General features: G+C 63.9%; 18 protein-coding genes. 12 read left to right on the plus strand and 6 right to left on the minus strand.

Annotated features, from left to right (window positions below; all coding sequences use genetic code 11):
* Positions 1–4: 4 nt before the first annotated feature.
* From ACCQ09_RS10100 to ykgO, 5 genes are all read right to left on the minus strand, one after another.
* Positions 5–532, minus strand: coding sequence for a GNAT family N-acetyltransferase (locus tag ACCQ09_RS10100; protein WP_040941245.1), 528 nt, complete (start codon positions 530–532; stop codon positions 5–7).
* 6 nt (positions 533–538) lie between these two features.
* Positions 539–1,423: a carbon-nitrogen hydrolase gene (locus tag ACCQ09_RS10105; protein WP_011037344.1), complete on the minus strand. Its 885-nt coding sequence runs from the start codon at positions 1,421–1,423 to the stop codon at positions 539–541.
* 78 nt (positions 1,424–1,501) lie between these two features.
* Positions 1,502–2,536 carry an agmatine deiminase family protein gene (locus ACCQ09_RS10110; RefSeq protein ID WP_029216965.1) on the minus strand — a complete coding sequence of 345 codons (1,035 nt, stop codon included), beginning with the start codon at positions 2,534–2,536 and terminating at the stop codon, positions 1,502–1,504.
* A 200-nt stretch (positions 2,537–2,736) separates the two neighbouring features.
* On the minus strand, positions 2,737–3,066 hold the full coding sequence (locus ACCQ09_RS10115) for a hypothetical protein (protein ID WP_040941246.1): 330 nt from the start codon (positions 3,064–3,066) through the stop codon (positions 2,737–2,739).
* A 202-nt stretch (positions 3,067–3,268) separates the two neighbouring features.
* Positions 3,269–3,394: a type B 50S ribosomal protein L36 gene (gene ykgO / locus ACCQ09_RS10120; RefSeq protein ID WP_005913193.1), complete on the minus strand. Its 126-nt coding sequence runs from the start codon at positions 3,392–3,394 to the stop codon at positions 3,269–3,271.
* Between the two features lie 172 nt (positions 3,395–3,566).
* Here ykgO and cmk point away from each other — a divergent pair, with 172 nt between their 5' ends.
* The 9 genes from cmk (at position 3,567) to ACCQ09_RS10165 (ending at position 13,883) form a co-directional block, all read left to right on the plus strand.
* On the plus strand, positions 3,567–4,247 hold the full coding sequence (gene cmk, locus ACCQ09_RS10125) for a (d)CMP kinase (protein WP_040941247.1): 681 nt from the start codon (positions 3,567–3,569) through the stop codon (positions 4,245–4,247).
* A 183-nt stretch (positions 4,248–4,430) separates the two neighbouring features.
* Positions 4,431–6,110 (plus strand): 30S ribosomal protein S1, encoded by a 1,680-nt coding sequence (gene rpsA, locus ACCQ09_RS10130; protein WP_228427812.1) that lies wholly within the window; start codon positions 4,431–4,433, stop codon positions 6,108–6,110.
* Between the two features lie 91 nt (positions 6,111–6,201).
* Positions 6,202–6,513, plus strand: coding sequence for an integration host factor subunit beta (locus ACCQ09_RS10135; RefSeq protein WP_011037339.1), 312 nt, complete (start codon positions 6,202–6,204; stop codon positions 6,511–6,513).
* 66 nt (positions 6,514–6,579) lie between these two features.
* Positions 6,580–6,885 (plus strand): lipopolysaccharide assembly protein LapA domain-containing protein, encoded by a 306-nt coding sequence (locus ACCQ09_RS10140; RefSeq protein WP_014507894.1) that lies wholly within the window; start codon positions 6,580–6,582, stop codon positions 6,883–6,885.
* 6 nt (positions 6,886–6,891) lie between these two features.
* Positions 6,892–8,070 carry a lipopolysaccharide assembly protein LapB gene (gene lapB, locus ACCQ09_RS10145; protein ID WP_011037337.1) on the plus strand — a complete coding sequence of 393 codons (1,179 nt, stop codon included), beginning with the start codon at positions 6,892–6,894 and terminating at the stop codon, positions 8,068–8,070.
* Positions 8,028–9,044, plus strand: a complete 1,017-nt coding sequence (locus tag ACCQ09_RS10150) for an MraY family glycosyltransferase (protein WP_052844669.1) — start codon at positions 8,028–8,030, stop codon at positions 9,042–9,044. Before lapB ends, ACCQ09_RS10150 begins: the two co-directional genes overlap by 43 nt.
* 13 nt (positions 9,045–9,057) lie before the next feature.
* On the plus strand, positions 9,058–10,965 hold the full coding sequence (locus tag ACCQ09_RS10155; RefSeq protein WP_012438206.1) for a polysaccharide biosynthesis protein: 1,908 nt from the start codon (positions 9,058–9,060) through the stop codon (positions 10,963–10,965).
* The gene (gene galU / locus ACCQ09_RS10160; protein ID WP_040941249.1) at positions 10,965–11,858 is read left to right on the plus strand and encodes a UTP--glucose-1-phosphate uridylyltransferase GalU; all 894 of its coding nucleotides are present in this window, start codon (positions 10,965–10,967) and stop codon (positions 11,856–11,858) included. Before ACCQ09_RS10155 ends, galU begins: the two co-directional genes overlap by 1 nt.
* Before the next feature lie 174 nt (positions 11,859–12,032).
* Positions 12,033–13,883, plus strand: coding sequence for a monovalent cation:proton antiporter-2 (CPA2) family protein (locus ACCQ09_RS10165; RefSeq protein WP_040941250.1), 1,851 nt, complete (start codon positions 12,033–12,035; stop codon positions 13,881–13,883).
* A gap of 200 nt (positions 13,884–14,083) precedes the next feature.
* Here ACCQ09_RS10165 and ACCQ09_RS10170 read toward each other — a convergent pair whose 3' ends face one another.
* Positions 14,084–14,380, minus strand: a complete 297-nt coding sequence (locus ACCQ09_RS10170) for a DUF1244 domain-containing protein (RefSeq protein WP_040941251.1) — start codon at positions 14,378–14,380, stop codon at positions 14,084–14,086.
* A gap of 49 nt (positions 14,381–14,429) precedes the next feature.
* On the opposite strand from ACCQ09_RS10170, the gene folD reads away from it, so the two are divergent.
* The 3 genes from folD (at position 14,430) to guaA (ending at position 18,567) form a co-directional block, all read left to right on the plus strand.
* Positions 14,430–15,314, plus strand: a complete 885-nt coding sequence (folD, locus tag ACCQ09_RS10175; RefSeq protein WP_040941252.1) for a bifunctional methylenetetrahydrofolate dehydrogenase/methenyltetrahydrofolate cyclohydrolase FolD — start codon at positions 14,430–14,432, stop codon at positions 15,312–15,314.
* Between the two features lie 103 nt (positions 15,315–15,417).
* The gene (gene guaB / locus ACCQ09_RS10180; RefSeq protein ID WP_040941253.1) at positions 15,418–16,875 is read left to right on the plus strand and encodes an IMP dehydrogenase; all 1,458 of its coding nucleotides are present in this window, start codon (positions 15,418–15,420) and stop codon (positions 16,873–16,875) included.
* 126 nt (positions 16,876–17,001) lie between these two features.
* Positions 17,002–18,567 (plus strand): glutamine-hydrolyzing GMP synthase, encoded by a 1,566-nt coding sequence (guaA, locus tag ACCQ09_RS10185; RefSeq protein WP_047677076.1) that lies wholly within the window; start codon positions 17,002–17,004, stop codon positions 18,565–18,567.
* Positions 18,568–18,801 lie beyond the last annotated feature (234 nt).

The following is an 18,801-nucleotide window of genomic DNA, read 5'->3' on the forward strand; positions in this document are numbered from 1 at the left end:
GGGGTCATTCATCGGAAGGAGGGGCGGTGTGACCGGAGCCGAGCGGGCGCTGCATCTGCACCGCGTCCAACCAGCGGCCATGCTTGCGGCCCAGTCCGGTGAAGACTCCGACCGTACGAAACTCAAAACGTTCATGCAGGCGCAGTGACGCCTGGTTGGTGGCATCGCCGATCACGGCAATCATCTGCCGGTAGCCGCGCTGCTCGCAGGCGGCAATCAAGGCGCCAAGCAGCTGCGAACCGATGCCGCATCCTTGCGCGGCAGCGGCCAAATAGATCGAATTTTCCACCGTCCAGCGGTAGCCGGCGCGTGCGCGGTAGCTGCTTGCATAGGCGTACCCGACCACCGCGTCATCGCGTTCGGCCACCAGATACGGATAACCGGCGTCCACGATGGCACGCACGCGGCCGCACATCTGCTCGGCCGACGGCGCGACGTATTCGTAAGTGTTGCACCCGGCGATCTGCTCCGCGTAGATCGCGGTGATCGCCGGGATGTCCGCGTCGCGGACCTCACGCAGCTCGACGGGCATGCGCGGTCAGTCGATGTAACGCTTGAGCAGATCGCCATACGCGTCGATGCGGCGATCGCGCAGGAACGGCCAGATGCGCCGCACATGCTCGCTGCGCTGCAGGTCCACATCGCACACCAGGATGGTCGGATCCTGCCCGGCTTCGGCAATGAACTCGCCCTGCGGCCCCAGCACGTGGCTATTGCCCCAGAATTGGATGCCCGAAGCACCGATCGGCGACGGCTCGTGACCGACACGGTTGCACGACAGCACCGGCACGCCGTTGGCCACCGCATGGCCGCGATGGCTCAGCACCCACGCATCGCGCTGGCGTTCCTGCTCGGCCTGCGCATCGTCCGGATCCCAACCGATCGCGGTGGGGTAGAGCAGCAATTCGGCACCAGCCAGCGCCATCAGGCGCGCCGCTTCCGGATACCACTGATCCCAGCACACCAACACGCCGAGCCGACCGACCGAGGTATCCACCGGCGTAAAGCCCAGATCGCCGGGGGTGAAGTAGAACTTCTCGTAGAAGCCCGGGTCGTCGGGGATGTGCATCTTGCGGTACTTGCCAAGCAGGCGGCCGTCGGCTTCCAGCACTACGGCAGTGTTGTGGTACAGGCCGGCGGCGCGGCGCTCGAACAACGAGGCCACGATCACCACGCCATGCTGCTTGGCCAGCGCGCCCAGGCGCTCGGTGCTGGGGCCGGGAATCGGCTCGGCCAGATCGAACACGTCTACCGATTCGTGCTGGCAGAAATACGCGCCGTTGTGCAGTTCCTGCAGCAGCACCAGCTTGGCGCCCTGTGCGGCGGCTTCGGCCACGCGCGACTCGATGACGGCCAGATTGGCCTCGGCGTCGCCGTGGTTGCGCTCCTGGATCAGCGCGACGGGAAGGAGATGTCGGGTCATGGCTACTCGTCCTGCTAGGTGGCGCACAGGGTAGCGCGCCATGGTGGAACGCCGGCCTGCCGGCCGGAACAATATGGGTCAGGCGGCCAGCAGGCCGGCAGGCAACTGCATGGTCAGACAATGCAGGCTGCCGTTCTGCCAGATCAGCGGGCGGCATGGCACCGGCACGATCTGGTGCTGCGGAAACGCGTCGGCCAGCACCGCCTGCGCCGCAGCATCGGCGGCGTCGCCATAGGCCGGCATCAGCACCGCACCGTTGACGATCAAAAAATTGGCGTACGACGCGGCAAGGCGCCGGCCCTGGTCCAGGATCGGCTCTGCCCACGGCAGCACGAACAGGCGATACGGCTGCCCATCAGCCTTGCGCAGCGCAGCCAGTTCTTCGCCCATTGCCTGCAGCTCGGCGTAATGGGAATCGCTCGGTACGTCGCAGCCCTGGTAGATGATCGCATCCGGGCCGGCAAAGCGCGCCAGCGTATCGATATGCGCGTCGGTGTCATCGCCTTCCAGATAGCCGTGGTCCAGCCACAGCACACGGTCCTGCGCCAGCCACGTCGCCAGGTCGCTGCTGAGGGAGTCGCGCGAGCGCTGCGGGTGCCGTTCGTGCAGGCACTTCCAGGTGGTCAGCAAGGTGCCGGCGCCATCGGTTTCGATCGCGCCACCTTCCAGCGCAAAGTCGACCGTCTGCACCTCGGCGGGCACGAAGACGCGGGCTGCATCAAGGCTGCTAACCAGTTGATCGTCCAGGCTTGCCTCGAACTTGCCACCCCAGCCAGTGAAGCGGAAATCCATCAGCCGGAAGCCGTCGCCATGGCGCAAGGTGATCGGGCCCGAATCGCGCAGCCAGGTGTCGTTGTAGGCGGCAACCACGAAGCGTACCTGCGCCATCTCCACCCGCGCCGAACGCAGCCGGGCTTCGGCATAGATCTGCAGGTCATCGTCGGCCACGCAGATGATCGCCGGCTGGAAGCGGGTGATCGCGGTGACCAGGGCAATATAGGTGTCTTCCACCTCGGCCAGGCGCTCGGCCCAGTCGGTGCCGGCATGCGGCCAGGCAATCAGGATGGCGGATTGGGATTCCCACTCCGCAGGAAAACGAACGCTGTCGGTCATGCCGGTCACTTACTCATCTGATGCCTGGGGCAACGCCCCGGCGGTGGGCCATCTCCGCACCCAGGTGCGAAGGCTTGCAGTCCGTTCATGCCGCTTAGGCGGCAGTGCTCGGTGGTTGCACCGGAGCGTTGTACGCCCCGGTTGTGTCAAGCAGCGGGCGGCACGCATGCGCACCGCACCTGATGTTGCGGACGTGATACTCAGCGGATCGGCGGCTTCGGGCCGATCTCGTCGGCGTCGGCCTGGTTGGCCACCACGTCGATCACCTTGCTCTTTTCGAAGTACACCGTGAAGGCGGGATACACCCAGCGATGGATGGTCGGCCATTGACGCTTCTGGCCGCCGCGCGGGTCCAGCTTTTCCTGCGGCGCACCGTAGCGGCCTTCCACCTGGCTCATGCTATCGCCACGCAAGGGCAGGGCGGCGGCAGGTTTCTGCTGCGCCCGGTCAACCAGCAGCGTTTCGGCATAAGCACTGGCACTGATCCCCATCAATGCCATCAGTGACCCTACAAACAGACGGTTGCGCATGTCATCTACTCCCCAGTGGACAAGATTCGAACGGTGATTACAGCAAAAAAGCATCGCAAAAACTGGTGCACGCCCCGGTGAGCGTTGCCGGCCGGGCCTGTCATGCAGGCCGATGCGCATGGGCGCAGCATCGTGCGGACATCAGCCAAAAAAAAACCGCCCGGAGGCGGCTTTCTCGGGTCTTGCTGCGCAAGGCGTCGGCTTAGCGCTGACGGGCCTTGAAGCGCGGGTTCGACTTGCAGATCACGAAGACCTTGCCGCGGCGGCGGACCACCTTGCAGTCGCGGTGACGGGTCTTCGCAGACTTCAGGGAGGACAGGACTTTCATGGCACACCTCGGCGTAAACGGTTGGATTCGATGGAAGAGTGCCCGCGATCGAGGGTGCACCCGGAATTAAGCCGGCAATTCTAACCGGCTTTTCGTCGTGCTTTCAAGTGGTTGCATCCGAATGGCTGCGAGCGGCGCTACACTACCGCCTGATGACCTTCCGGAAACCTGAATGACCGACCTGTCACCCGTGCTCACCATCGATGGACCCTCCGGCGCCGGCAAGGGAACCGTCAGCCGGATCGTCGCTGCCCGGCTGGGCTGGCATTATCTCGATTCGGGCGCACTTTACCGTGCGGTGGGCGTGGCGGCGAGCTGGGCCGACCTGGATGTGTCCGACCCGGCCGCGCTGGTGCGTTGCACCTTCGACACCAAGGTCGAGTTCGATGAAGCGGGCGAGGCCGGCCTGCGGGTGCTGGTCAACGGCGTGGACGCCACCGGCGAGTTGCGCCTGGAAACCACCGGCGCGCTCGCTTCGGCGATTGCCGCCATCCCGGAGGTGCGCTCGGCCTTGAAGGAGCGCCAGCGCGCGTTCCGCCAGCCGCCGGGCCTGGTCGCCGACGGCCGCGACATGGGCACGGTCATCTTCCCGGATGCCGCATTCAAGGTCTTCCTGACCGCCAGTGCCGAAGAACGTGCGGGCCGTCGCCATAAACAGTTGATGGAAAAGGGTGTTTCGGTTATCTTTGACGACCTGCTGCGCGAGATCATGGCCCGTGATGCCCGTGATGCACAGCGGGTGGTGGCGCCATTGCGGCCGGCCGAAGACGCCGTGCTGATCGATACCAGCGGGATCGGGATCGAAGATGTCGTCCAGCGTGTGGTGGGGCTGTTGGACTCCCGCATGCCGTAAGTGTTGCAGCCAGCGGGCACGTCCCGCCGACCGTAAGGCGTTCCAAGGCTCCGTCGCGCATCCCGCGTGGCGGTTCTATTACTTCACAACCGACCCGCGGTGCCGGGGTCAAACAGGCTGGGCGGTACGTATCGGTCGCTAGGCGACGATCAACGCCCGTGTGTTCAACTGAGTAAACTCCAAATGACAGAATCTTTTGCCGAACTGTTCGAAGCCAGCCAAGCCAATCTGGCGAAGCTGAAGCCGGGCTCCATTGTCACCGGTACCGTCGTGGAAGTCCGCGGCGACGTGGTGGTGATCAACGCTGGCCTGAAGTCCGAAGGCATCGTGCCGATCGAGCAGTTCCGTAACGACGCTGGCGAAATCGATGTCGGCGTTGGCGACCAGGTCAAGGTTGCCCTCGATTCCATCGAAAACGGCTTCGGCGAAACCGTGTTGTCGCGCGAGAAGGCCAAGCGCGCGATGGTGTGGGACGAGCTGGAAGAAGCGTTGGAAAAGAACGAAACCATCACCGGCCGCATCAGCGGCAAGGTCAAGGGTGGTTTCACCGTGGACATCAAGGATGTCCGCGCGTTCCTGCCTGGTTCGCTGGTGGATGTGCGCCCGGTGCGCGACCCGGCCTACCTGGAAGGCAAGGAACTCGAGTTCAAGCTGATCAAGCTGGACCGCAAGCGCAACAACGTGGTCGTGTCCCGCCGTGCAGTGGTCGAGAGCGAGCATTCGGAAGAGCGCGAGCAGCTGATGGACAAGCTGCAGGAAGGCGCGATCCTGAAGGGTGTCGTCAAGAACCTGACCGACTACGGCGCATTCGTGGACCTGGGCGGTATCGACGGCCTGTTGCACATCACCGACATGGCCTGGAAGCGCGTGCGCCATCCGTCCGAAGTCGTGAACGTCGGCGACGAGCTGGACGTGCGCGTGCTGAAGTTCGATCGCGAGCGTAACCGCGTCAGCCTCGGCCTGAAGCAGCTGGGCGAAGATCCGTGGGACAACATCGCACGTCGTTACCCGGCCAATAGCCGCGTGTTCGGCAAGGTCTCCAACGTCACCGATTACGGCGCATTCGTCGAGATCGAGCCGGGCGTCGAAGGTCTGGTGCACGTGTCCGAGATGGATTGGACCAACAAGAACGTCAACCCGTCCAAGGTTGTGCAGGTCGGTGACGAAGTCGAAGTGATGGTGCTGGACGTCGATGAAGAGCGTCGCCGCATCTCGCTGGGCATGAAGCAGGTTGCCGCCAATCCGTGGGAAACCTTCGCTGCGACCCACAAGAAGAACGACAAGGTGTCCGGTCAGATCAAGTCGATCACCGACTTCGGCATCTTTATCGGTCTGGACGGCGGCATCGACGGTCTGGTTCACCTGTCCGACATCAGCTGGAATACCACCGGCGAAGATGTCGTGCGCAACTACAAGAAGGGCGACACGCTGGAAGCCGTTGTGCTGGCAGTCGATCCGGAACGTGAGCGCATCAGCCTGGGCGTCAAGCAGCTGGAGCAGGATCCGTTCGGTCAGTACATGGCATCCAACCCGAAGGGTTCGAAGGTCGAAGGCGTGGTGCGTGAAGTGGACGCCAAGGGCGCCACGATCGACCTGGCCGATGGCATCGAAGGCTACGTCGCTGCACGCGACATCGCCAACGAGCGTGTGGACGATGCGACCCAGCACCTGAAGGTTGGCGACAAGATCGAAGCCAAGTTCGTGAGCATGGACCGCAAGGGCCGTACGCTGCAGCTTTCGATCAAGGCCAAGGACGATGCCGAAATGCGCGAAGTGCTGGAGGAATACCAGTCCGCGTCGGGCGGCACGACTCAGCTGGGTGCGCTGCTGCGCGCGCAGTTGAACAGCAACAAGTCCGAGTAAGCGCGTAGCGCTCTTTCTGAGAGCGTGATGGATCGGCCCGGGCTTGCCCGGGCCGATTCCGATGTGTCAGTCGAAAAAAGCAAGTCTTCCCATGACCAAGTCCGAATTGATCGAAATCCTGGCGCGACGCCAAGCGCATCTGAAGTCGGACGATGTGGATCTGGCGGTCAAGTCGCTGCTGGAAATGATGGGGCAGGCCTTGTCCGATGGTGATCGGATCGAAATCCGCGGGTTTGGCAGCTTCTCGCTGCATTACCGCCCGCCACGCCTGGGCCGCAACCCGAAGACCGGCGAATCGGTCGCGCTGCCTGGCAAGCATGTTCCGCATTTCAAACCCGGCAAGGAGCTGCGCGAGCGCGTGAGCTCGGTGGTGCCGGTCGACATGGTGGATGCAGCGGACTGAGTCTGTGCTGCTGCTGCGTTGATGTCCGCTCGGTTAAGCTAGGCGCCTTCCCGACGGAGTTCCGCCATGAAGGTGTTTCGCTTGCTGGTGATGTTGGCCTTCCTGCTGGTTGGTCTGATCATTGGCGCGGTCAATTCCCAGGACGTCACGCTCGACTTCCTGTTCTCCAGTGTGCACACGACCTCCGGGATCGCGATCATCGTCGCGCTGCTGGTCGGTGTGTTGATCGGCGCCGGCATGGTGCTGGTCAGTGTGGTCATTCCCCTCTATTCCAAGCTGCGCCAGGCCAACAAGGCTGCCGCGGTCAGTCGCGCCGACGTCAGGCCAGTTGCACCTGTCGCCGTCGAGCCGCGCCCGCTTGATGGACTGTAAGTACGTATGGACTTCCTGACCGAATGGTTCTGGTTCTTCCTGTTTCTGCCGATCGCCGCGCTTGGCGGCTGGATCGTTGGCCGGCGCGGTGGCCAGCGCCACGGCGACACCCAGGTCAGCCGTCTGTCCAGCACCTACTTCCGTGGTTTGAACTATCTGCTCAACGAGCAGCCGGACAAGGCCATCGAGCTGTTTCTGCATATCGCCGAACTGGACAAGGAAACCTTTGAGACTCAGGTCGCGTTGGGGCATCTGTTCCGCCGCCGCGGTGAAGTGGACCGCGCGATCCGCCTGCATCAAGGGTTGGTGCAGCGCGCCGATCTGACCGATCAGCAGCGTGTCCAGGCCTTGCTGGCACTGGGCGAGGACTACATGAAGTCCGGCCTGCTGGATCGCGCCGAAACCGTGTTCACCGAGCTGGCGCAGCTGGACCAGCGCGCGCCGCAGGCGTTGCGGCACCTGATCGGCATCTACCAGGCCGAGCGTGACTGGGAAAAGGCGATCGACAACGCCACCCGCTATGAAGAAGTCACCGGCGAGCCGATGGGCAAGCTGATCTCGCAGTTCGAATGTGAGCTGGCCGATCGCTACCGCGGCCTGAGCAAACCGGACGACGCGCTGCAGGCCATCGCACGCGCCTATCAGGCCGACGGCACCTCGGTGCGCGCCGGCATTCTGGAAGGCCGGATCGAGGCCGAGCGCGGTCACGACGAGGCGGCGGTCCGCGCGTTCGAGCGTGCCGCGCGGCACGATCCGGAATACCTGCCGGAAATCATTCCCGCACTGATGGCGGCCTACCGCCGGGTGGGCGACATCGCCGGTGCGCGCAATTTCCTGTCGGAGATGACCGAGCACTATCGCGGCATCGCGCCGGTGCTGGCCCTGACCCAGTTGATGGAAGCGCAGGACGGCGTGGCGCCGGCCCTGGCGTATCTGGGCCGTCAGCTCAAGGATCGCCCCTCGGTGCGCGGCGAGTCTGCCTTGATCGATCTGACGCTCGCCGAAGGCAGCGACCCGGTCGGCACCTTGCAGGATCTCAAGCACATCACCGACCAATTGCTGGTGCGCAATCCCAGCTATCGCTGCACCCGCTGCGGGTTCGGCGCCAAGACCCATCACTGGCAATGCCCCAGCTGCAAGGAATGGGGAACCGTCAAGCCGCTGCTGAACTACGCGGTGGTCTAGTGCCGCCGCTCTGGCTGTGGTGCGCGCTGCATCTGCTGATCGCAGCGCTGGGAACCTGGGGGCTGCGGCGCTATGCGTTGCACCGGCGCTTGCTCGACCATCCCGGCGAGCGGCGCAGCCATACCGTGGCTACCCCGCGCGGTGGCGGCATGGCCATTGTCGCCGCGCTCCTGATGGGATGCCTGGTCGCCTCATTTATCTGGCCCATCGCGCGCCTGTCGATTGCCTGGTTCGCTGCAGGCTTACTCCTGGTTGCGGGCGTGGGCTGGTGGGACGACCATCGGCCGCTTTCGGCCAAACTGCGCTTTGCGATCCATGCCCTCGCATCGGTGTCGCTTGGCCTGCTGGTGGTACGCCATACAGGGCAACCGCTGGATGGGATCCTCACGGCGTTGGCGTCGGTGGTGCTGATCAATGTCTGGAATTTCATGGATGGTATCAACGGGCTGGCTTCCAGTCAGGCCGCACTTGCGGCTGCCGCGTTCGCGCTTGTCGTCCCAGGCAACCTTTCATGGGCTGGATGGGCACTGACAGCGGCATGTCTTGGATTTCTCCCATTCAACTTTCCACGCGCGCGCATCTTCCTGGGCGATGGCGGCAGCGGGGCACTCGGTTATGTGCTGGCCGGGCTCCTAGCTTTGTCAGTGGGAGCGGGGCAGGTGAGTTGGTGGATCGTGTGGTTCCCGTTGACTGCATTTCTTGTCGACGCGGGCTTCACGCTGCTGTCTCGCATGCTTTCCGGACAGCGCTGGTGGGAGCCTCACGCCTCGCACGTCTATCAACGCCTGGCACGACTGCTGACCAATCATGTGCCGGTGACCACGGTTTACTTCGCTTTCAGTCTCATCGCTGTTTGCTTGTTTGTCATAATTCGTATCGATTCGCGCGGTTGGCTCATGGCTGATGCGGTGGCATGGGGCATCGGCGCAACGGCGATCTGGCAACTTCTGCGCCATGGATTGCGCAATTCTTGAGTAATGGACTTTTATGATTTCCTGGCGTGATCGTTTGACCAAGTCGCTTCCACAGATTGCTGTGGTCGTCCATGACCTGCTGATGGTCTGGGTCTGCTGGCAGCTGCTGCATGCGGGCCGCTATTCCATGCTGCGCGACGCGCCAGACCTGCCACTGTGGGATTGGCGTACGGCGGTGGTCTTGGTTGCGCAGGGGCTGGTGTTCTGGCGGATGGGGTTGTATCGCGGCCTCTGGCGCTTTGCCTCGGTGCCGGATCTGTGGAACATCTTCAAGTCCAGTTTTCTCGGCCTGGTCGCGATCGTGCTGGCGCTGTCGTACGACCGTCTCGATGGCGTGCCGCTCTCGGTGTTGGTGGTCTATCCGTTTGCGTTGTCGGCGTTGCTCGGCACGCCGCGGTTGCTCTACCGCGCCTGGAAGGATTACCAAATTGCCCACTCTGGCGATGCCGCGCAGCGGGTGCTGATTCTTGGCGCAGGGCGTGCGGCCGAGGGCCTGGTGCGTGACCTGCGCCGTAGCGGCACGTTCGTCCCGGTCGGCTTTCTGGATGACGCCACCCATCTGCACGGCGCCAAGATCCAGGGCCTGAATGTGCTGGGCAACCTGGATCAGGCCGCGGCGATCGCCAAGGAAACTGCGGCCAAGCTCCTCGTCATCGCGATTCCATCGCTGGATGCATCCGGCATGCAGCGGGTGGTGGCCATCTGCGAAAGCACCGGCCTGCCGTTCCGGATGGTGCCCAAGCTGATCAACGTGCTGGAGGGCCGGTCGCTGCCAGGCGAGTTGAAGGAAGTGGCGATCGAGGACCTGCTCAACCGCAAGCCGGTCACGCCGGACTGGCGCCTGATCCGCGACTGGCTCACCAACAAGACCGTGATGGTGACCGGTGCCGGTGGTTCGATCGGCTCGGAAGTCTGCCGGCAGTGCGCGCGTCATGGCGCGCGCCGCATCGTGCTGCTGGAAATCGATGAGCTGGCGCTGCTGACCATCGATTCGGACCTGCGCCGGTTGTTCCCCGATATCGAAGTGGTGCGTGTGCTTGGCGACTGCGGCGACCCGGCAGTGGTGGCGCATGCCTTACGCACGGCCACGCCCGATGCCGTGTTCCATGCGGCGGCCTACAAGCAGGTACCGCTGCTGGAAGAGCAGCTGCGCGAAGCGGTGCGCAACAACGTGCTCGCAACCGAGAACGTGGCGCGTGCCTGCCAGCGGGCGCGGATCGAAACGTTTGTGTTCATCTCTACCGACAAGGCGGTCGAGCCGGTCAACGTGCTCGGCGCGAGCAAGCGCTATGCGGAGATGATCTGCCAGAGTCTTGACGCCCGCGATGCGCCGACGCGCTTCATCACCGTGCGCTTCGGCAACGTGCTGGATTCGGCCGGCAGCGTGGTGCCGTTGTTCCGCGAACAGATCCGGCAGGGCGGCCCGGTCACGGTGACGCATCCGGATGTGACGCGTTACTTCATGACCATTCCCGAAGCTTGCCAGCTGGTGGTGCAGGCCGCAGCATCTGCGTCGCACGGTGCGATCTACACGCTGGACATGGGCGAGCCGGTGCCGATCCGGCTCCTGGCCGAGCAGATGATCCGCCTGGCAGGCAAGCAGCCGGGCAAGGACATCGCCATTCTCTACACCGGTCTGCGCCCGGGCGAAAAATTGCACGAGACCTTGTTCTATTCCGACGAGGACTACCGCCCCACCGCGCATCCCAAGATCCTGGAAGCCGGTGTGCGCGAGTTCTCGCACGAGCAGGTGTTGCAACTGGTGACGCGCCTGCGCGAGGCGGTTAACCGCTATGACATCAACGCAATGGAGACTGTGCTGGGCAGTCTGATGCCGGATTTTGCGGCTGCTCGACGGAAAGTCGACACGCGATCTGATACGGTCGTTCCATTCCCCGCACGTGAGGTCAGAAGACTTTAATGAGCAAGCGTATTCGCAAGGCCGTATTCCCCGTCGCAGGTCTTGGGACCCGCTTTCTTCCGGCAACCAAGACGGTGCCGAAGGAAATGCTGCCGATCATCGATAAACCGCTTATCCAGTACGCCGTGGACGAAGCCATCCAGGCCGGTTGCGATACGCTGATCTTCGTCACCAATCGCTACAAGCACTCGATCGCCGACTACTTCGACAAGGCCTATGAGCTGGAACAGAAGCTCGAGCGCGCAGGCAAGCTCGAGCAATTGGAGCTGGTGCGCCATGCACTGCCCGAAGGCGTACGCGCCATTTTTGTGACGCAGGCCGAAGCACTCGGCCTGGGCCACGCGGTGCTGTGTGCCAAGGCCGTGGTCGGTGACGAACCGTTCGCGGTGCTGCTGCCGGACGACCTGATGTGGAACCGCGGCGATGCTGCGCTGACCCAGATGGCCGATGTGGCAGAAGCCTCCGGCGGCAGCGTGATCGCCGTGGAAGATGTGCCGCACGACAAGACGGCCAGTTATGGCATCGTGTCCACCGATGCGTTCGACGGCCGCAAGGGCCGCATCAATGCCATCGTCGAAAAGCCCAAGCCGGAAGTGGCGCCGAGCAATCTGGCAGTCGTCGGTCGTTACGTGCTCAGCCCGAAGATCTTCGAGTACCTGGAGTCCACGGGCGCCGGTGCAGGTGGCGAGATCCAGCTCACCGATGCGATCGCCGAGCTGCTCAAGCAGGAACAGGTCGACGCGTTCCGTTTCGAGGGCCGTCGCTTCGACTGCGGCGCGCACATCGGTTTGATCGAGGCCACGGTGCACTTTGCGCTCGAGCACGACAAGCATGGCGCACCGGTCAAGGAAATCATTCGCAGCGCCTTGGCTGCGGCTGACGCACGCGGCTGAGTGTTCGGCTAGCGGTGTTGCAACGAACGGCGCCATTGGGCGCCGTTCGTCGTTTCGGGTCCGCGCGTTAGCGAATAATGGCGCCGTGCTAGAGATCGCTTCTATCCACGCTGTGCATCACATGCGCAAGCACGTGCAGGCCAGCGGCCGCCACGTGCCGCTAGAATCCTGGGCATGAGCCAGCCTGCCGAATCCAGTGAACTGATCAACGTGGTGACCCTGCTGGGCGCTGCGGTGGTCGCCATCCCGCTGTTCCGACGGCTGGGCCTTGGCTCGGTGCTCGGCTATCTGGCCGCCGGCTTGGCGATCGGGCCGTTCGGGCTTGGCTTGTTCGATGACCCGCAGGCGATCCTGCATGTGGCCGAACTGGGCGTGGTGATGTTCCTGTTCGTGATCGGGCTGGAGATGCGGCCCTCGCATCTGTGGAGCTTGCGTTCTGAAATCTTTGGCTTGGGTACGGTGCAGATCTGCGTGTGCGCGCTGGTCTTGACCGGCATCGGCATCCTGCTCGGCTTTGCGCCGCCGGTGGCCTTCGTGGCCGCGTCCGGTTTCGTGCTGACCTCCACTGCAGTGGTGATGCAGTTGCTTGCCGAGCGCGGCGACGTGGCGCTGCCATCGGGGCAGAAGATCGTGGCGATCCTGCTGTTCGAGGACCTGCTGATCGTGCCGCTGCTGGCGATCGTGGCCTGGATGGGCGCCAGTGGCGACCCGCAAGCCGCTTCGCAGCGTTGGCAGGGCATTGGCATTGGCCTGGCCTGCATCGTTGGACTGCTGGTAGCCGGCCGGTGGTTGCTCAATCCTTTGTTCCGCATCCTGGCCGCCAGCAAGGCGCGCGAGGTGATGACCGCTGCCGCGCTGCTGGTGGTGCTCGGCGCCGCGTTGTTGATGCAGGTCGGCGGGCTGTCGATGGCGATGGGCGCGTTCCTGGCCGGCGTGCTGTTGTCCGAATCCACCTTCCGCCATCAGATCGAAGCCGACATCGAACCGTTCCGCGGCATCCTGCTGGGTCTGTTCTTCCTGGGTGTCGGCATGAGTCTGGATCTGCGCGTGGTCGCGGCGGACTGGCGCTTGATCCTGGTCGGCGTGCTGGCGTTGATGGTGGGCAAGGCGGTGTGCATCTATGCGGTGGCGCGCCTGATGCGCAGCGATCATCGGCAAGCGCTGGATCGCGGCGTGCTGATGGCGCAGGGCGGCGAGTTTGCGTTCGTGTTGTTCGCGGCAGCGTCCGCATCCGGTGTCATCGACGCGCAGGTCAATGCCAGCCTTACCGCGATCGTGGTGTTGTCGATGGCACTGACACCGTTGTTCGTGCTGTTGCAGCGGCGCCTGACGCCGGCAGCGGCGGTGTCGCTGGATGGCGTGGAGGAAGCCAGCGGCCAGACCGGCAGCGTGTTGATCATCGGGTTTGGGCGCTTTGGTCAGGTGGCCAGCCAGTCGCTGCTGGCGCGCGATGTGGATGTGACCATCATCGACAACGACATCGAGATGATTCAGAGCGCGGAGGAATTCGGGTTCAAGATCTACTACGGCGATGGCACCCGGTTGGATGTGTTGCATGCCTCTGGCGCACACACCGCGCGTGCGATTGCGGTGTGCGTTGACAACCGCGAGGCGGCCAATCGCATCGTCGAATTGGCAACGCGCGAGTTCCCGCACGCGAAATTGCTGGTGCGTTCCTTTGATCGCGAACACGCTTTGGAGTTGATTGCTGCTGGCGTGGACTACCAGATCCGCGAAACCTTCGAGTCGGCGGTCGCGTTCGGCGAAGTGGCCCTGGTCGAATTGGGCGTGGACGAGGATGAGGCCCGCACGATTGCGCGCGAGATCCGGCGCCGCGATGCCGAGCGCCTGGAGCTGGAAATTGCCGCGGGCAATGTGCGCGCCGGGGCAGGGCTGATGTACGGCAACATCATGCCGACCGTGCCCAAGCCCACGCCCTTTACCCCGCCCAAGCGCGAGAGCCGCACGCTCAATCGCGATGCGCTGCCGCAGGAGTTGCGCGAAGAAACGGCTGAGCGGGACTAAGCGCAGCGGTCAAATCACCGCGTAACTGGCAGGCGGGCGCTGCCGGTGCTCGGGGTCTGCAGTTGCCCCGGGATCTGCGTTTGCCCGAGGCACTTAGGTTTCTTCGCACCCGCCTGACGATTGCTCGCGACGTTTCGTCGGCCGCTTTAAGGTGATTCAGAACAGCCAGCACCCAACGTGCCGGCCGTCATTGCAGGCGCTCAGCCGTGCTTGCGCTGCGCCGCCGCGAAGGCTTCCAGCTGTTCCGGTGTCGCTTCCTGTTGGTGCTGCTGTTTCCACTGCGTAAATGGCATGCCGTACACCGCTTCGCGCGCCTGCTCCTTGCTCATGGGTTGGCCTTGCGCCTCGGCGGCTTCGCGATACCAGTCGCCCAGGCAGTTACGGCAGAAGCCGGCAAGAATCATCAGGTCGATGTTCTGCACGTCGGTGCGGTCCTGGTTGAGATGCTGCAGCAGGCGGCGGAACGCGGCGGCTTCGATCGAAGTGGTGTCGGTCATGGCGGAATCGGGGACAATAGACGGCCTTCGACTCTACACCTGACGCCCCATGACCGCTTCCGCGCCAGCTGCCCTCGCTCCGGCCCGCCTCCTTGATGGTCGCCGCATTGCCGAGGAATTGCTCGACGGTCTGAAGCTGCGCGTGGATGCGCGCCTGGCGGCGGGCAAGACCCGGCCCGGGCTGGCGGTGGTGCTGGTAGGCGGCGATCCGGCTTCGTCGGTGTATGTGCGCAACAAGCGCCGTGCGGCCGAAAAAGTGGGCATCGAGGCCTTCGACTACGACCTGCCACAAGGCACCACCGAAGCCGAGCTGGCCGCGTTGATCGACCAGCTCAACACCGATCCCAAGATCCACGGCATCCTGATCCAGTTGCCGCTGCCGGGCATTCCCGATGCCAACCGGTTGATCCAGCGCATCGACCCGCGCAAGGACGTGGACGGGTTCCATCCGCAGAACGTCGGGCATCTGGCGCTGCGCGAATTCGGTTTGCGGCCGTGTACCCCGCGCGGCATCGTGACCTTGCTGGCGCATACCGACCAGCCGGTGCGCGGGCGCAACGCCACCATCGTCGGGGTGAGTAACCATGTGGGCCGCCCGATGGGGCTGGAGCTGCTGATTGCCGGGTGCACGGTGACCAGCTGCCACAAGTTCACCCCGCCGGATGTGCTGGAAGCCAGCGTGCGCAACGCCGACATCCTGGTGGTGGCGGTGGGCCGGCCGGGGCTGATCCCGGGCGAATGGGTCAAGCCTGGGGCGGTGGTCATCGACGTGGGCATCAACCGCCTGGACGATGGGCGCCTGGTCGGCGATGTGGGGTTCGAGGCCGCAGCGCAGCGCGCCGGCTGGATCACCCCGGTGCCGGGCGGGGTGGGGCCGATGACGGTGGCCACGCTGATGCAGAACACGCTCGAGGCGGCCGATGCGGCTGGTTGAGCCGTTGGTGTAGCGCAGCATTGCGGCGGCACTCAGCTGCCGCAGTGTCTTCGCGGCCGCTTTCAGGGTAAAATGTCGCGCTTCCCCAAACTCGGGTCCGCCGATGCTCCGCATCCAGGCTGAAGCTCTTACCTACGACGACGTCTCGCTCGTCCCAGCGCATTCCATTGTCCTGCCAAAGGACGTCAGCCTTGAGACTCGGCTGACACGCGACCTGCGCCTCAAACTGCCGATCTTGTCCGCGGCCATGGATACGGTGACCGAACACCGCTTGGCGGTGGCGATGGCCCAGCTTGGCGGCATCGGCATCATCCACAAGAACCTGACCCCGGCGCAGCAGGCGGGCGAGGTGGCCAAGGTCAAGAAGTTCGAATCCGGCGTGATCACCGAGCCGTTTACGGTGAGTCCGGACACCACCATCGGTGAAGTGATCGCGCTGACGCGCGCGCGCAACATCTCCGGCGTGCCGGTAGTGGATGGCAGCGAACTGGTCGGCATCGTCACCAGCCGCGACATGCGCTTCGAAAAGAAGCTCGACGATCCGGTCCGCCACATCATGACCAAGAAGGATCGCCTGATCACTGTGCGCGAAGGCGCCAGCGATGAGGAAGTGCTCGAGCTGCTGCATCGCAACCGCATCGAAAAGATCCTGGTGGTCAACGACAGCTTCGAGCTGCGCGGGCTGATCACGGTCAAGGACATCCAGAAGAAGACCGACAACCCCAACGCCGCCAAGGACGACGCCAAGCGCTTGCTGGTGGGCGCGGCGGTGGGCGTGGGCGGCGACACCGAACAACGCATCGAACTGCTCGCTGCTGCCGGCGTTGACGTGGTGATCGTGGATACCGCGCACGGCCATTCGCAGGGCGTGATCGACCGCGTGGCCTGGGTCAAGAAAACCTATCCGCATCTGCAGGTGATCGGCGGCAATATCGTCACTGGCGATGCTGCGCTGGCGCTGATGGATGCCGGCGCCGACGCGGTCAAGGTCGGCGTGGGCCCGGGTTCGATCTGCACCACCCGTGTGGTGGCCGGTGTGGGCGTGCCGCAGATCACCGCGGTGGATATGGTGGCCGAAGCACTGCAGGACCGCATCCCGCTGATTGCCGATGGCGGCATCCGTTACTCCGGCGATATCGGCAAGGCGCTGGTGGCCGGCGCGTCCACGGTGATGGTCGGCGGCTTGCTGGCTGGTACCGAGGAAGCGCCTGGCGAAGTCGAGTTGTTCCAGGGCCGCAGCTACAAGAGCTACCGCGGCATGGGCAGCCTGGGCGCGATGGAGAAGGGGTCCAAGGACCGCTATTTCCAGGACGCTTCCGACGCCGACAAGCTGGTGCCCGAAGGCATCGAAGGCCGCGTGCCGTATCGCGGCCCGGTGGGCGGCATCATCCATCAGCTGATCGGTGGCCTGCGCGCGACCATGGGTTATGTCGGTTGCGCCACTGTCGAAGAGATGCGCACCAAGCCGAAGTTCGTCAAGATCACCGGCGCCGGCCAGCGTGAGAGCCACGTCCACGACGTGCAGATCACCAAAGAGCCGCCGAACTATCGCGCTGGCTAAACCAGCGCTCGGGATTGGGGATTCGGCATTCGGGATTCGTAAGAGCCTACCGCGTCCTCATCCGGCAGCGGATGGTGCTTGTGTATTTGCGAATCTCCACTCCCGACTCCCCAATCCCGGCTCTCAATGACCAACATCCATAACGACAAGATCCTCATCCTCGATTTCGGCGCGCAGTACACCCAGCTGATCGCGCGGCGTATTCGCGAAATCGGCGTGTATTGCGAGATCTGGGCCTGGGATCACGATCCGAGCGAGATCGCCGGGTTCGGTGCCAAGGGCATCATCCTGTCGGGCGGGCCGGAGTCCACTACCTTGCCGGGTGCGCCGGTTGCGCCGCAGGAAGTGTTCGAGAGCGGCTTGCCGGTGTTCGGCATCTGCTACGGCATGCAGACACTGGCGGCGCAGTTGGGCGGCGCCACCGAGGCGGCCGATCAGCGTGAGTTCGGTCATGCCGAAGTCGATGTAGTGGCGGCCGATGCACTGTTCTCCGGCTTGACCGACCACGCCGGCGCGTCGCGCCTGAATGTGTGGATGAGCCACGGCGACCACGTGTCGCAGGTGCCGCCGGGCTTCACGATCACTGCCGTGACCGACCGTATTCCGGTGGCGGCGATGTCCAACGAAGACAAGCGCTGGTACGGCGTGCAGTTCCACCCGGAAGTGACACATACGCTGCAGGGCCAGACCTTGCTGCGGCGCTTTGTGGTGGACGTGTGTGGCTGCCAGACGCTGTGGACTGCGGCCAACATCATCGATGACCAGATTGCGCGCGTGCGCGAGCAGGTGGGCGACGATGAAGTGATTCTGGGCTTGTCCGGTGGTGTGGATTCGTCGGTGGTCGCGGCGCTGCTGCACAAGGCGATCGGTGACAAGCTGACCTGCGTGTTCGTCGACACCGGCCTGCTGCGTTGGCAGGAAGGCGACCAGGTGATGGCGATGTTTGCCGAGCACATGGGCGTCAAGGTGATCCGCGTCAATGCGGCCGACCGCTACTTCGCCAAGCTCGAAGGCGTGAGCGACCCGGAAGCCAAGCGCAAGATCATCGGCAACCTGTTCGTGGATATCTTCGATAAAGAATCCAACAAGCTGGCCAATGCCAAGTGGCTGGCGCAGGGCACGATTTATCCGGACGTGATCGAGTCGGCCGGCAGCAAGACCGGCAAGGCACACGTGATCAAGAGCCACCACAACGTGGGTGGCCTGCCGGAGCACATGAAGCTGGGCCTGGTGGAGCCGCTGCGCGAATTGTTCAAGGACGAGGTGCGTCGCCTGGGCGTGGAACTCGGCCTGCCACGCACCATGGTGTATCGCCATCCGTTCCCGGGCCCGGGCCTGGGTGTGCGCATCCTGGGCGAGGTGAAGCGCGAATACGCCGAACTGCTGGCCAAGGCCGATGCGATCTTCATCGACGAGCTGCGCAAGGCTGACCTTTACGACAAGACCAGCCAGGCATTCGCCGTGTTCCTGCCGGTGAAGTCGGTGGGGGTGGTGGGCGATGCGCGCGCCTATGAATGGGTGATCGCACTGCGTGCGGTCGAGACCATCGACTTCATGACCGCGCACTGGGCGCACCTGCCGTACGACTTCCTCGGCACCGTGAGCAACCGCATCATCAACGAACTACGCGGCGTCTCGCGCGTGGTCTACGACATCTCCGGCAAACCGCCGGCGACGATTGAGTGGGAGTGAACAGAGACCTTCGGGCACTGACCCGAGTAAACGGCCGGGCATTGACCGGTCTCTTGGCGACCGATGGAAAAAGCCGTCACGAGCAGTACAAAAAAGAACGTCGATGCTTACCGAAGCGGTATTCCGCAATTTGAAGCCTAAGAAAATTGCCTTATAGGGCTTTTTGATAGGAGTTTAATGTGTTGACGGTAGCGACCGGTGGCACCGTCACCTTGCCGGCGCGCTCATGCTCTT

The organism is Xanthomonas sp. NCPPB 2586 (assembly GCF_041475775.2).
GTDB lineage: Bacteria > Pseudomonadota > Gammaproteobacteria > Xanthomonadales > Xanthomonadaceae > Xanthomonas > Xanthomonas campestris.